Raw genomic sequence first — 13,729 nt, 5'->3', positions numbered from 1 at the left:
TGGGCAATGCGTATGGTAAAAAATCCATGTTTATCCTTGACAGGGGAAAATCCGATGGGTAAAATAGAATCAAATCCTTGTTAGCACTCACCGACATAGAGTGCTAACAAAAAAAGAGCACCGAGTAGGAGATGATTCCATGGATCAAGATAAATTTACTCAGAAAGCAGCGGCTGTCATCCAGGAAGCCCAACAGCTGGCCGCCGTCAATTACCATCAGGAGCTGACCACCCGCCATTTAATCCTGGCGCTGGCGCAGGATAATGAAGGCATGATTGCCTATATCCTGGCTCAATACAATATTCAGATTCAGGCCTTTCGCGGGAAACTGGAGCAGCTTTTAAAGAACATGCCTGCCGTTAAAGGTCAGGAAATTTCCTTACGCATGAACACCGCCATGGTCCGGGTATTGGCGCTGGCGCAAAAGCAGGCCGCGGACATGAGGGACGAGTATGTCAGCGTCGAGCATCTTTTTCTGGCGGCAGTGGAAGACGGCGACAGCGACGTAGTCGAAGTTTGCCGTGAATTTGGTCTCTCCCGCAGCCGTGTCCTGGAAACCATCCGTCAGTTTCGCGCCGGAAAACATGGAATATCCGGCAATCCGGAAGAAAGCCTGCAGGCCCTGTCTAAATACGGCCGGGACCTGACAGACTTGGCCCGACAGGGCAGGCTGGACCCGGTCATAGGCCGGGATGAAGAAATCCGCCGGGTCGTGGAGATCCTCTCCCGCCGGACTAAGAACAATCCTGTTTTGATCGGCGAGCCGGGCGTGGGCAAAACCGCCATTGCCGAAGGCTTGGCCCGCCGGGTTATCGCCGGCGACGTGCCGGAAGGACTAAAAAATAAGACTATCTATTCTCTTGATCTGGGATCCCTGGTCGCCGGAGCGAAATACCGGGGCGAGTTCGAGGAACGTTTAAAGAATGTCTTGACAGAAATAAAAAAAGCCGAGGGCAATATTATTCTGTTCATCGACGAACTGCACACTGTGGTCGGCGCCGGCGCCGCCGAAGGCGCCATGGATGCGGGCAATATCCTGAAACCCATGCTGGCCCGGGGTGAACTGCATTGCATCGGCGCCACCACTCTCAATGAATACCGTAAGTATATTGAAAAGGATGCCGCATTAGAGCGCCGTTTCCAGCCGATCATGGTGGACCAGCCCAGCGTGGAAGACACTGTTTCTATCCTGCGGGGTTTGCGGGAACGGTATGAAGTCCATCACGGCGTTAGAATCAAGGATGCCGCTTTAATCGCCGCCGCAGTCTTATCGGACCGCTACATCTCCGACCGGTTCCTGCCGGACAAGGCCATTGACCTGGTGGATGAAGCGGCCGCTAAACTCCGCACCGAAATTGACTCCATGCCCGGCGAACTGGACGAAGCACTGCACCGGGTGATGCAGCTGGAGATCGAAGAACAGGCCCTCGGGAAGGAACCCGATCCTTCCTCGCAGGAAAGGCTCCGCCGCATCCGGGAAGAACTGGCCAATCTAAAGGCACAGGCCGATTCCCTGAAAGCCCAGTGGCAGACAGAAAAACAGGCAATTATGCGCCTGCGGGATCTCAAGAAAGAAATCGATACTGTCCGAACCGCGATGGAATCGGCGGAAAGAAGCTATGACCTGAATAAACTGGCCGAGCTAAAATACGGCAAATTGCCGGAGCTTGAAAAGAAGCTTAAAAGTGAAGAGGCTTCGCTTGCCGAAAATCGTTCCCACAGAGTTATGCTCAAAGAAGAGGTGAACGAAGATGACATTGCCAGAATCGTCAGCCGCTGGACAGGGATTCCGGTAACCCGTCTGCTTAGCGGCGAACGGGAAAAACTTAGCCGGTTAGAAGAGATCCTGCATCAGCGGGTTGTGGGACAGGATGCTGCGGTAACAGCCGTAACCGAAGCCATTATTCGGGCCAGGGCAGGCATTAAAGACCCTCAAAGACCGATCGGCTCATTTATCTTCCTTGGCCCTACGGGAGTGGGAAAAACCGAACTGGCCAAAGCCTTGTCCGAAGTGCTGTTCGATGATGAACGCAGCATGATTCGCATCGATATGAGCGAATACATGGAGAAACATACCGTTTCCCGCCTGGTCGGCGCACCTCCCGGCTACATCGGCTATGATGAAGGCGGCCAGCTCACTGAGGCCGTCCGCCGCCGCCCCTATAGTGTGATCCTGCTGGACGAAGTGGAGAAAGCCCACAGCGATGTCTTCAATATTTTGCTGCAAATTCTCGATGACGGGCGCTTAACCGACGGTAAAGGCCGCACCGTTGATTTCAAAAATACCGTCGTCATTATGACCTCGAATATTGGCTCCCAGGAGATTTTAAACGGCGACTTTGCCGCAGCCAAAGAACGGGTGCTGGAAATGATGAAACGCCATTTCCGCCCGGAGTTCCTCAACCGGATTGACGACATTATCGTCTTCAATGCTCTGAACCGGGACCAAGTTGCGTCTATCGCCGGATTGCTGCTCCAAAGCCTGGGGGAACGGCTGAAAAAGCAGCTCAACATCACCCTTTCCTGGGATAGCGACACCCTGAATCTATTGGCGAAACAAGGCTATGATCCCAATTACGGCGCCCGGCCTCTGCGGCGGCTGATCGGGCGTCTTGTGGAAACCGAACTGAGCAAGAAAATTGTAAAAGGCGAGATCCCGGAAGGGAGCCATGTGGCACTGCATGCCGACAAAGACAGGGTGAAGCTTGAAGTAAGGCTTCAGCTGGGGAAGAACAGCTAAATAGAATGCAAGCCGCCGGGCTGATGCGGAGGTTGCGGAGAAGATTCGGGGCGTAAATGCCAATGGGCTTGCGACCAGGCGATAATTTCCGGGATGGCGGCGTCATAGGTTTCCATATTGATAAGCGGATTGTCCTTAATCCAGTGATGCGGCTGAGGCAGGTTGGCGGCGGACAGCAGCCGGGACATTTCATATTGTAAAGCCGCCTGATAGGCGAAATACAAGTAATCTTTCATCAGCTTGTAGCGGGGCTCGCTCGGGCGGCAAACGTGCATCCGGCATACCAGCGGCCTGATATTGTAGATCAGGCACCGGCCGGCGGGGGAGAGGAACTGGCAGGTGCCGCCGTTTGTCTGCCGTACAAACCAGTTCATCGTTTTAAAGTCAAGCGCTATTGCCTTCAAAACAACTGCCCCCGCATCAACCTTCCCCATCGTTTGGCCGATCATAGCTGCAAGGCTGCGTATAAACACGTTGTCCCCATAGACAATAAAACCGGCGCAGCAGGTATGTGTGCATACCGAGCAATCAACCGCTTTCAGGCAAAACCGTCCTACAGCCTCTGCCAATTCAGCGACGGTAGACTGTGGAAGCGGCATTGCGCAAGTAAGTTCTCCCCCGTCATTTATATATACTTCCATGCTCTCTTCTCCCTATTGTTTGTTGCTACAATATATGAGACATCGCCGCAGAGCATTAATCGTGAAAATAGATTGCTATGCCAAGACTAGGTATAGAACAGGTAGAATTCCTGCAAAATCTTGATATTTTTGGTTAAAAAAGAACCGTCACAGCGAGTCAGTTACAAATTTGGGCGGGCAGAACCTTTCAGATATGATCCGGGACAAAAGTCTCAAGGGAATCGGGGAAAAGTAGGTAAATGTCAATAATGGAATAGTAACAAAGGAGTGGAATAAAAATAGCAAATACCATTTTAAACAACCTGGACGAAAAAATCCAACAAGCCGGCCTGCCTGACCGGGAAGAGCTTACTACCTATGAGGGTGTCATTCAAAAAAGTTCACTGATGTTATTTATCCTTGTCGCAGCCGCAGCTGCCACCTGGTATTCCGGGTATGCCGCAAATCCGCTGACGCTCCAAGTCTCCGCCATTATGGGCCTGGTTATTGCTTTTATCATCTCTTTTAAACCGGTTACCGCCCCGTTCCTGGCACCTCTATATGCTATCTTAGAAGGTATGGCCCTGGCGTCTTTGTCCTTTTTCTGTGAAATAAACTATCCGGGGATTGCAACAAACGCTGTGCTGATTACGCTTTCGATTTTTGCCGTGTCCCTGTTGCTGTATGCCAAACAGATCGTGACCGTGGATAACGACTTCAAAAAGATGGTGATGACGGCCACTTTCGCCGTTGTCATAGTCTATCTGATGAATTTCGTTTTCTCATTTCTGGGAATTCAAATCCCGATGCTCCATGAATCGGGAATCATCGGGATTGCCTTTAGTCTGATGGTTGTTGGTATCGCCACATTTAACCTTTTCCTTGATTTCCAGCTTGTTGCCGAAGCGGTTGAAGAGCAGGCTCCCAAATATTTTGAATGGTACTGCGCCTTTGGCCTGACAGTTACCTTGGTTTGGCTGTATATTGAGATTCTGAAGCTTTTAAGAAAACTGAGGAAATAATGACCCGGATCTACAATTTAAAAATCGCAGAAAAATAATAGACTCAGGCGGTGGCTGTCTCTCTTTAAAGGCAGCCACCGTCCGCCTTTATCCCGTATTACTGGGGTTCAATGGTACAGGTATTGAAAACGGTTCTCGGTTATGCTACACTATACATGCCGAAAACGTTGAGTACGACCGTGTTTTCAGCAATTGAGATGAGGAAGTGTTAACAATGTGCATTTCGTGCGATGAAACGTCCCGGATTTTTTCTGTTGAAATCGTTACTCAGGAGCCTGTTAGCAATAATATGGATTTGTATAAAGCGATCGCCCACCGGTTGTTTCAACACAAGGTTATATCATTTATTAACGTTGGCAACAATCGTGCTTATGCAGCAAGTGATAAGCAAATTTTTGGTTTTGAACTTCATTTAACGAACCGGCACAATCCGGCGAATGTAACCCTGGAGAATGTCGAGAAGGCGCTGGAAGGGCTTTTGAAACCGTTTGAAGGTTATTCTGACCTGCAGATAAATTTGAGCTAATGGACGGACGTGCTTAATCTGATCCGGGATTTGGTTTTAAATTATCAAAAATACGAAAACAATTAGGGTATAGAGAACCATTTAAGCCGTTGAATTACTTATAAGTAATCCAACGGCTTATTTTGTATTAACTTTGCCGGTTAGGCGCTGTATCAAAGGGAGCNGGTAAAAAGCGAAGGCAGTTAAATGGGTACTGCTGCCAGATCATGCTTACTCATCACATCAAACCAGTCACGAACAGGCTGACGGGAAAGCCGCTTGGGATGAACCACTGCATACGTATGCCAACAAGGCGGCAAAGGTGAGCCGGTGAGGGGGATTTCAACAACGGAATTTCTCATCAGGGCTTTTTGAACAGTCGAGCGGGTCAAAATGGCTGAACCGATTCCTTCTTCGACAAGGGAAACGATAAAAGACGGGTTGCCGATATTAGCGTGAAACCAGCGCGTTCCAGGAAATAATTGGGCGACCCAATCGCTGAAACTTCCCCCCCAGTTGTGAAAAAGCAAATTAATCCTTGCCAGGTCTTTAACCGGCATTTCCGCCTGGTTCGCAAGCGGGTCACCGGGCGGACAAATAAAAACAAAATCTTCTTCATTACATAAAAATGTTGTAAAACGGCGAATTCTTGGTAATTGATAAACGATTGCAATATCAATGATACCATCTACCAAAGACTGCAAAATATCGGTTGAGTGGCCGGCAACCGCTTTTACCGAGATACGGGGAAAGCAGCGCAGATATTCGCGATAAACCGGGAATAAGAAATTGGGCAAAGCGGAATAGACATTACCAATGACTAAACGGTCATCGAAGAAGGCTGCTGAATTTAATCTGGCTTTGCCGTTCTCGAAGTCTTCCAATAAGTGCTGAGCATAGGGAAGAAACATAAGACCGCTCTGTGTCAGTTCCACACGCTGGTTATCCCTTATAAACAGTTTTTGCCCCAGTGTCTTTTCCAATTCAGCTATGCGGGCGCTGACCGTTGATTGGACAATATTTTGTATTTCCGCGGTTTTTGAGAAGCTTTTTGTTTGTGTTAAAATCTGCATTGTTTTCAAAACTTCAATATCCATTCAGACTCTCCTCATCCGGTGCTCTGTTACCTCTAAAACTTTAAGTGTTAAAGGCAGCAGGGCACTGGTGTATTAAACATAATGATAAGTATTATCATTATGTTTCGTTTTACAGATAGAAACTCCTTTCTCTATAATGAGGACAGGTGATTTTTATATTAATTGCATAGGATTGAACAGGTGTTGCTATATGCGACTTAATAGAGAAACCGGTTAAAGGCCGGTGCGGTCCCGCCACTGTAATGGGGAGCAAAGCCACGATGCGCCACTGAGACGAACTGTCTTGGGAAGGTATGGCAGAGCGATGACCCAGAGCCAGGAGAACTGCCTGCATAACAATCACCATTTGACCTGCGAGCGACGGGGAGGGGATTTAAAACGGCAGCCGATGGCTAAACCGTATTCACTCTGGTTAACAGAGCCCTTTCCTTTTATAGATTAGAAAAGGAAAGGGTTGCTTTTATTAATGTAAGATCTATAAACAGAGCGATTCATATCGCTTTGAGTTCATCGGTCAGTACATAACAAAGATGAAGGGAGAAATAAATGAGAAAACAACTAAGACAAGGAATCATTACGGCGCTTGCATTAACGCTGATGACCAGCATGGGGGCGGCGGCGGAAAATCCGTATGCTGACGTCCCCCAAAATCACTGGGCTTATGCGGAAATTGATGCATTAGTCCAGGACAAGCTGATTGCCGGCTATGATGCAGCTGTATATGACAAGGATAAAATTGCCACCCGCTATGAAATGGCCCGGTTTTTAGCAAATGCCCTAAGTAAATATGAACAGGCTGATACACAGCAAAAAACGAAGATGGACCGGCTGGCCCGGGAATTTGCCGCAGAACTCGATATGCTTGGCGTGCGGACGGCGGAAACGGCCAAAGATGCGGCGCAGCCGGCAAAACAAACGAACGCAAAGAAAACCTCAATTACCGTTGACGGCGAGGCCTTAATTGAAGCCATGGATGTAGATAGTGTTGAACATGCCGGCAGCGGCGCCTATAGTTGGCGGCAGCGGCTGCATATCAACGCCGACTTCAACGACCGGGTGAGCTATAAATCGCGCATTCAGGCCGGCGGCAAATTCGGCAGCGGCAGCACAGCCAATGAAATGCGCTTTACCCGTAGTTTTATCCAAGTGAAAGATTTTTTTGGCGTTGATCAGTTTCAGGCCGGCCGGCTGCCGCTGGCTGTCGGACGGTATTTTGCCATGGCATTGCAGGGCGATGCGGACGGCTTTGCGCTAAGGCATCAGTTGGGCAAGGCCAGGCTGGACGGCTATTGGGTCATTCCCGAAACCGACACCGACGTAAGAGGGGTAAACTTGAATTTTGCACCGGCGAAATCCTTCGAATATAACATAGGCTATATTTCCGCCGATGCCAGCGCCAAAGCCGATGTTCCGGCCGCCGACTATGTGGATGCCGGCCTTTCATGGGAAATGCGAAAGGGCGTTAATGGCGTATTCAATTACACAAAATCCGACAACCCGGAATCGCCGGACGCGTGGGCGGCGCAAGTTTCATATAACTGGGTGAGCGGTAAGCGGCAAAGCGGACTTTATACTTACGAAGGCCTTGTAAACAACCGGGTGCCCCATGATCAGGCCATTGCCGTCAGTTACCGGGATGTGGATCAAAATGCCTTACCGGGCTACGGCAACTTTGGCGGGTTTGGCGAAGTCAAGGCCAATGGCCATAAAGGCTTTATGATCGGTTACCAGAATATGGTGATGGACGGCGTGCGCCTGTCGCTGCAGTATCAAGATCTGGAGGACAAAGCAAGCGGCGCGAAGGATCATCGCTACTACGGAGCCTTTGATTTGTATTTTCGTTAAATGCTCCGCTGACACGACAGAGAGGAAGGGTTAAGAAGTGAGAAACAAGAGTTATAAAAAATTGTTTGCAGCAATCATGATGATGCTTATGCTGGGCAGTATGCTGTTAGCAGGCTGCGGCGGCAGTAAAACCGACAATACACAGGTAACTGCCAAAGATGAGATTGTGGTTGCTATCGGCGGTGAGAAGGCGGCAGGCTTTGACCCGGTTACCGGCTGGGGCGCTCAGGGCGGTACTTTGTTTCAGAGCAAGCTGTTGGATGTCAGCCCGGACAACAAAATCGTCAATGACCTGGCAACCGGTTATACCGTAAGCAGTGACGGACTGACCTGGACTTTTACTATCCGGGAAGATGTAAAGTTCCATGACGGCAAACCGCTGACGGCTAAGGATGTGGCCTTTACTTTTAACAAGACAAAGGCAGCGGCCAGTTTCGTTGATTTAACCGAGATGGATAAAGCGGAAGCAAGGGATGATAAGACGGTTGTCTTTCATATGAAGAAGCCCATGTCTATTTTCCCCTACCAGGTTGCAACCTTGGGGATTGTTCCTGAACATTTATACGGTGACGGCCAGGCCTATGCCCGGCAGCCGGTGGGTTCGGGCCCATATAAGTTCGTGCAGTGGGACAGAGGCCAGCAGCTGATTGTAGAACGCAATGATGACTATTATGGCGGTAAAGCTCCGTTCAAACGGATTGTATTCTTATTCTTGAATAATGATGCCGCTTATGCGGCAGCGCAGGCCGGCAAGGTGGATGTGGTAAAGACAACGGAAGCGCTGGCTGTCAAACCAATACCCGGCTACAACGTTGTAGACTGCAAGACCTTTGATTTCCGTTCCGTGTCACTGCCTGTCCAAAAGCCGGGAGAAAAAAGCGGGGAAGGCTATGATATCGGCAATGCGGTTACCAGCGATATCACCATCAGAAAAGCGCTGGCCATGGGCGTAAACAGAAAGCAAATAATTGACAGCGTGCTGAACGGGTATGGACAGCCTGTATTTACGATTTCCGATTATCTGCCGTGGGAGAATAAACAGATCCAATGGAAAGACGGCGATGTTGGCGGGGCAAAAGCGCTTCTGGATAAAAGCGGCTGGCTGGATACCGATGGCGACGGAATCCGTGAAAAGAACGGGTTAAAAGCCGAGTTCCATCTGGTTTACGAGGCCGGTGATTCCACCCGTGAATCGATTGCGATGGCATTCAGCGAGCAGGCCAAAGCGCTTGGTATCCACGTTATTGCCGATGGACTCGGGTCTTCGGACCGGGTTAAACATAAGCATAAAGATGCTTTTCTCCTGGGGGGTGGCGCCTACAGCCCTGTCTATATGCTGAATGCCCTGCACAGCCGGTTTGCGGCCAAGGGCGGCTGGTTTAATATTGTTGCGTATCAGAACCCGGTTGTGGACGGTTATCTGGACGCGGCAATTGGCGCGCTGGATGAACAGACTGCTGATGAAAACTGGCGAAAAGCCCAGTGGGATGGTCAGACAGGCGGCAGTGTTCTGGGGGATGCTCCGTATATTTATCTCATGAATATCAGCCACCTGTACTTTGTCCGGGATGGCATCGATATCGGCAAGCAAAAATGGCACCCCCATGACCATGGATTTGTCGTGATCAGCAATATTATGGACTGGTCCTGGAAGCAATAAATTCAGTCAAACCCTAACAAGCCCCGGGGCGGTGCTTTCTGCTCCGGGGATGGGTTTGTCCCCAAGGAGGAAATGCAGATGCATATGGCTACCTATATTGGCCGCACGCTGATACGGGGTGTCGGCTTGCTGGCAGCAGTTATTATTGTAACCTTTGTGCTGGTGCAAGCGTCGCCGGTCGACCCGGTGGAAGCTTATATTACAGCGGAAAATCCGGTGTCTCAGGAGCAAAGAGAGGCAATTGCCGCATACTGGGGCCTGAACGATCCGCCCCTGGAACGGCTGGGGAAATGGGTCAGCGCACTAGCCCGCGGCGATATGGGAACCTCCATGTATTACCGGCAGCCGGTGACAGAAGTGATACGGGTTCATTTTATGAATTCGCTGCTGTTGATGGCAGTTGCCTGGGTTCTTGCGGGTTTTTCCGGCTTTGTCCTGGGCGTTGTTGCCGCCGCTTGCCAGCAGACGAAAGTGGACAAGTTCATTAAGGTATATTGCCTGCTCATTGCATCGGCGCCGGCATTTTGGGTGGGGCTTCTCATCCTGATGGTATTTGCCGTATGGCTGGGCTGGTTTCCCATTGCCCTGGGTACGCCGATCGGCAAGGAGGCGGCAGCGGTTACCATTGGCGACCGCTTATACCATCTGGTATTGCCGGCGGTTACTTTAGCGGTCACAGGAACTTCCCAGATTGCCCTGCATACCAGGCAAAAATTAATAGATGTACTAAACAGCGACTATGCTGTATTTGCTGCGGCCCGCGGTGAAACGAAATGGCAGATTGTGTATCATCACGGCTTGCGTAATATCCTTTTGCCGGCTGTTACCCTGCAGTTTGGTTCCATCAGTGAATTGTTCGGCGGTTCGGTGCTTGCTGAAACTGTCTTTTCCTATACGGGACTGGGCTATGTGGCCGTCGTTGCCGGGACAAAACTGGATTTGCCTCTGCTCCTGGGGATTACGCTGTGCAGCGGGTTTTTCGTCTTTGCCGGCAACCTGATTGCCAATCTGCTGTACCCATTGATCGATCCGCAAATCAGGGAGGGGATGGCGCATGAGTAATAGGGGCTGCCAGGCTGTTAATACGAGTATATCCTTTTGGCAGTGGAACCTTCGTACCCGTACGCTGGCAACTGTTGCCAGCGCATTATTGGTCTTAGTCATCATTGCCGCCGCAGGAGCGCTGATTGACCCTTCCGCCTATGCACCGCAATTTCAGCAGAAGAATCTGTCGCCATCGCTGGCGCATCCCTTCGGAACGGACTGGATGGGGCGCGATATGTTCATGCGTACCGTAAAGGGACTGTCCACCAGTTTGTGGATCGGATTGCTGGCAGCGACTGTCAGTTCGGTCATTGCTGTTATGATGGGGGTTGCGGCAGCCACGATGGGACGCAGGACCGACAGTTTCATCCTCTGGCTTGTGGATTTAATACAGGGTATTCCTCACCTGATTTTATTAATGCTCATTTCCTTCGTGCTGGGCAAAGGCATGCTGGGGGTATGGATGGGAGTGGCACTGACTCACTGGCCGATGCTGGCGAGGGTCATCCGGGCGGAAGTATTGGCTGTGCGCCATTCCCAGTATGTGCTGGCAGCCGGAAAACTGGGTTCAAGCCGCTGGAAAACCGCCGTCAGGCATATCCTGCCTCATGTTGTGCCGCAGTATATCGTGGGATTGATTTTGCTTTTTCCTCATGCCATTTTGCATGAAGCGTCCATCACCTTCCTGGGATTCGGACTGCTGCCGCGTGAACCGGCGGTGGGTATTATCCTGTCTGAATCCATGCGGTATCTGACGGCGGGAATGTGGTGGCTGACCGTACTGCCCGGCGCATCCCTGCTCACGATGGTACTGCTGTTCGATCAGATCGGCGAAAATCTGCAACGGCTGCTGAAGCCGGCAGGCGCCCAGGAATAGGAGGAAAAAGGATGGCAAACAATGATGCTGCGCCGGTCTTGGATATACAGAATCTTTCTGTTAAATTCCGTATGTATGACAGGGGGCTCAGGCAAAGTGAGCTTCAGGTTATTTCCGATATTACCCTGAATATTAAGGCCGGGGAAATTGTGGCAGTCGCCGGATCATCCGGCAGCGGCAAGAGCTTGCTTGCCCATGCGGTTTTGGGGATTTTGCCGAAAAATGCTGTTGTCAGCGGCAGTATGAAATATTGTGGAACGGAGCTTACGCCGGCAGCACAGGCGGGTTTGCGGGGACGCGATATCGCGCTGGTGCCTCAGTCGGTCTCTTACCTTGATCCGCTGAAAAAAGTCGGTCCTCAGGTGCAGGGCTTGTATGGCACGAAAGAACAGCAGTCTCAGGTATTTAAACGTTTTGAACTGGCGGAAGAAACAGCGGAAAAATATCCGTTTCAGTTGTCGGGCGGCATGGCGCGGCGGATCCTTGTTTCCACTGCGGTTATCAGTGACGCAAAGCTTATTATCGCCGATGAACCAACCCCGGGACTCAATCCCGAAATTGCGGCGACGACCATGAAAATTTTCCGGGATCTGGCTGACGAAGGCAAGGCGGTCATGCTGATTACCCACGACATTGATCTGGCCTTTCTGGTTGCCGACCGGATTGCGGTATTTTATGCAGGCACAACAGTGGAAATCGCCCCTGTTGCCGATTTCATCCAGGGTGGTGACGCCCTGCGGCATCCTTACAGCCGGGCTTTGTGGAATGCTTTGCCGCAAAACGGCTTTAAGCCGATTGCGGGAGGCCAGCCTTATGCCGGCAGCCTGGAGTGCGGCTGCCCCTTTGCAGCGCGCTGCAGCCATTGCTCAGTGGAATGCACTGCCGCCGCAACGATAAAAATGCAGAACGTCAGGGGTGGGGAGGTGCGCTGCTGCCATGCTACTTGAGGCAAAAAATATCAGTTATCGCTATCGGCAGGGGCCGTGGATATTAAAAGAGGTTACTTTATCCGTGGGGGAAGGCGAGCAGGTCGGTCTGGTCGGCCCGTCCGGGTACGGAAAAAGTACATTATCCCGAATATTGGCAGGCTATATTAAACCGGCATCCGGCGAAGTACTGCTTGATGGCCGAGAACTGCCGACAGAGGGACACAGTCCGGTGCAGCTGATCTATCAGCACCCGGAAAAGGCAATCAATCCTTTGTGGCGTATGAAGGATATCTTAAACGAAGGCTGGGTTCCGGACCAACGCATACTGGATTCCATGGGCATTGAACCGGGCTGGCTGGAGCGGTGGCCCAGTGAATTATCCGGTGGTGAGCTGCAGCGTTTCTGCATTGCCCGGGTACTAGGCCCCAAGACGAGGTTTTTAATCGCCGACGAAATGAGCACCATGCTGGATGTGATCACCCAGGCTCAGATATGGGAGCTGATGCTCCGCATCGTGGAAGAACGCCGTATGGGCCTGATTGTAGTTACCCATAATAAAGCATTGGCGCAAAATGTATGCACTCGTATTATTTCTTTGCCGGAATTGAATAAATTGAATACTAATGCGGGCTTCCCGCAAAATGAGGAGTGATGAACATGAACAAGCCTGAGCCGGTTTATGATGCCTGGGTGAAGGATGCAACAGGCGAAAATGAAATGGAAGAAAGGCATCGCCCCGGCTGGCAAGCTGTGATTGATGCCATGAAGGAGCAGCAGCTGACGGAAGCCAATGTTTTGGATTTTGGCTGCAATCAGGGCGGATTCCTGCGGTATTTATATGAGCGGAAACCCTTTAAAAAAGCAACCGGCATTGATCTTGGAGCAAAATCAATAGCCATTGCGGAACAACGCCGTGGTCAGCTGCCGCTTAGATATGCTGTTACCGGTTCGCCTGAAAAGCTTGGCGAGCGGTTTGATATCGCCTTTAGCTTATCCGTGATTTATCTGATTGGCGATCTGGCGGAGCATGCTGCCAAGATCAAGCTCTCACTCAATCCGGGCGGCGTGTATTACGCGACCTATACAGATTATCATGATAATCCAAGCGCGGCTCATTTTCTGCAGGCAATTTCACAGGATAGTGTGTTAAAGCCCTACCTGCACACGATTGATGCGATTGCTGCAGCTTTTTTTGCGGCAGGCTTCCAGGTCGGCGTCAAAAAAATGATCCCTGCCGATTTTGTTGAACTGGCGCCGCAGCAAAAATATATTTTGTGCAATGCCGATTACATGAAGGCCAAGTACGAATCAGCCTACCTATTCCGTTTCAGCCTGCCCCGGCTTGACGAAGACGGGCATGGCTAACCGGATATTCCGGACAATAAAGCCA

Annotated in this window: 12 protein-coding genes and 1 riboswitch; of the genes, 10 read left to right on the top strand and 2 right to left on the bottom strand. The window is 50.7% G+C overall.

All coding sequences use genetic code 11. From position 1 onward, the window contains the following. Nucleotides 1-139: 139 nt before the first annotated feature. Nucleotides 140-2,740 (top strand): ATP-dependent chaperone ClpB, encoded by a 2,601-nt coding sequence (clpB, locus tag ALO_RS09965; protein WP_004095263.1) that lies wholly within the window; start codon nucleotides 140-142, stop codon nucleotides 2,738-2,740. Here clpB and ALO_RS09960 read toward each other — a convergent pair. Further along, nucleotides 2,737-3,381 (bottom strand): YkgJ family cysteine cluster protein, encoded by a 645-nt coding sequence (locus tag ALO_RS09960; protein ID WP_004095255.1) that lies wholly within the window; start codon nucleotides 3,379-3,381, stop codon nucleotides 2,737-2,739. The genes clpB and ALO_RS09960 overlap by 4 nt on opposite strands. A gap of 272 nt (nucleotides 3,382-3,653) precedes the next feature. Between ALO_RS09960 and ALO_RS09955 the strand changes: the two genes are divergently transcribed. Next, on the top strand, nucleotides 3,654-4,382 hold the full coding sequence (locus ALO_RS09955) for a Bax inhibitor-1/YccA family protein (RefSeq protein WP_413788499.1): 729 nt from the start codon (nucleotides 3,654-3,656) through the stop codon (nucleotides 4,380-4,382). Between the two features lie 289 nt (nucleotides 4,383-4,671). Then, on the top strand, nucleotides 4,672-4,908 hold the full coding sequence (locus ALO_RS09950; RefSeq protein WP_238528246.1) for a hypothetical protein: 237 nt from the start codon (nucleotides 4,672-4,674) through the stop codon (nucleotides 4,906-4,908). Between the two features lie 182 nt (nucleotides 4,909-5,090). On the opposite strand, the gene ALO_RS20840 is transcribed toward ALO_RS09950, so the two are convergent. Next, nucleotides 5,091-5,984, bottom strand: coding sequence for a LysR family transcriptional regulator (locus ALO_RS20840; RefSeq protein WP_004095249.1), 894 nt, complete (start codon nucleotides 5,982-5,984; stop codon nucleotides 5,091-5,093). A gap of 161 nt (nucleotides 5,985-6,145) precedes the next feature. Beyond that, nucleotides 6,146-6,330, top strand: a riboswitch (cobalamin riboswitch). A gap of 200 nt (nucleotides 6,331-6,530) precedes the next feature. Between ALO_RS20840 and ALO_RS09940 the strand changes: the two genes are divergently transcribed. The 7 genes from ALO_RS09940 to ALO_RS09910 all read left to right on the top strand — a co-directional run bounded on the left by ALO_RS09940 (nucleotide 6,531) and on the right by ALO_RS09910 (nucleotide 13,704). Then, a complete protein-coding gene (locus ALO_RS09940) occupies nucleotides 6,531-7,829 on the top strand; it encodes a hypothetical protein (protein WP_004095242.1) in 1,299 nt (432 codons plus the stop codon). 37 nt (nucleotides 7,830-7,866) lie between these two features. After that, a complete protein-coding gene (locus tag ALO_RS09935) occupies nucleotides 7,867-9,489 on the top strand; it encodes an ABC transporter substrate-binding protein (RefSeq protein ID WP_004095241.1) in 1,623 nt (540 codons plus the stop codon). A 72-nt stretch (nucleotides 9,490-9,561) separates the two neighbouring features. Further along, nucleotides 9,562-10,551: an ABC transporter permease gene (locus ALO_RS09930; protein WP_040293121.1), complete on the top strand. Its 990-nt coding sequence runs from the start codon at nucleotides 9,562-9,564 to the stop codon at nucleotides 10,549-10,551. Continuing rightward, on the top strand, nucleotides 10,544-11,410 hold the full coding sequence (locus tag ALO_RS09925) for an ABC transporter permease (RefSeq protein ID WP_004095237.1): 867 nt from the start codon (nucleotides 10,544-10,546) through the stop codon (nucleotides 11,408-11,410). Before ALO_RS09930 ends, ALO_RS09925 begins: the two co-directional genes overlap by 8 nt. An 11-nt stretch (nucleotides 11,411-11,421) precedes the next feature. After that, a complete protein-coding gene (locus ALO_RS09920) occupies nucleotides 11,422-12,357 on the top strand; it encodes an ATP-binding cassette domain-containing protein (RefSeq protein WP_004095235.1) in 936 nt (311 codons plus the stop codon). Then, on the top strand, nucleotides 12,347-12,991 hold the full coding sequence (locus tag ALO_RS09915; protein ID WP_004095233.1) for an ABC transporter ATP-binding protein: 645 nt from the start codon (nucleotides 12,347-12,349) through the stop codon (nucleotides 12,989-12,991). Before ALO_RS09920 ends, ALO_RS09915 begins: the two co-directional genes overlap by 11 nt. A 5-nt stretch (nucleotides 12,992-12,996) precedes the next feature. Further along, on the top strand, nucleotides 12,997-13,704 hold the full coding sequence (locus tag ALO_RS09910) for a class I SAM-dependent methyltransferase (RefSeq protein ID WP_004095231.1): 708 nt from the start codon (nucleotides 12,997-12,999) through the stop codon (nucleotides 13,702-13,704). The last annotated feature ends 25 nt before the right edge of the window (nucleotides 13,705-13,729 follow it).

The sequence above is a fragment of the Acetonema longum DSM 6540 genome (assembly GCF_000219125.1).
GTDB lineage: Bacteria > Bacillota > Negativicutes > Sporomusales > Acetonemataceae > Acetonema > Acetonema longum.
Note: the sequence above shows the minus strand (reverse complement) of the source record. Positions and strands in the feature narration are given on the sequence as shown.

Excerpts from the sequence above, each read along its gene's own strand:
- clpB (WP_004095263.1), top strand. The coding sequence starts at position 140 with ATGGATCAAGATAAATTTACTCAGAAAGCAGCGGCTGTCATCCAGGAA.
- ALO_RS09960 (WP_004095255.1), bottom strand. The coding sequence starts at position 3,381 with ATGGAAGTATATATAAATGACGGGGGAGAACTTACTTGCGCAATGCCG.
- ALO_RS09950 (WP_238528246.1), top strand. The coding sequence starts at position 4,672 with ATGGATTTGTATAAAGCGATCGCCCACCGGTTGTTTCAACACAAGGTT.
- ALO_RS20840 (WP_004095249.1), bottom strand. The coding sequence starts at position 5,984 with ATGGATATTGAAGTTTTGAAAACAATGCAGATTTTAACACAAACAAAA.
- ALO_RS09940 (WP_004095242.1), top strand. The coding sequence starts at position 6,531 with ATGAGAAAACAACTAAGACAAGGAATCATTACGGCGCTTGCATTAACG.
- ALO_RS09930 (WP_040293121.1), top strand. The coding sequence starts at position 9,562 with ATGCAGATGCATATGGCTACCTATATTGGCCGCACGCTGATACGGGGT.
- ALO_RS09925 (WP_004095237.1), top strand. The coding sequence starts at position 10,544 with ATGAGTAATAGGGGCTGCCAGGCTGTTAATACGAGTATATCCTTTTGG.
- ALO_RS09920 (WP_004095235.1), top strand. The coding sequence starts at position 11,422 with ATGGCAAACAATGATGCTGCGCCGGTCTTGGATATACAGAATCTTTCT.
- ALO_RS09915 (WP_004095233.1), top strand. The coding sequence starts at position 12,347 with ATGCTACTTGAGGCAAAAAATATCAGTTATCGCTATCGGCAGGGGCCG.
- ALO_RS09910 (WP_004095231.1), top strand. The coding sequence starts at position 12,997 with ATGAACAAGCCTGAGCCGGTTTATGATGCCTGGGTGAAGGATGCAACA.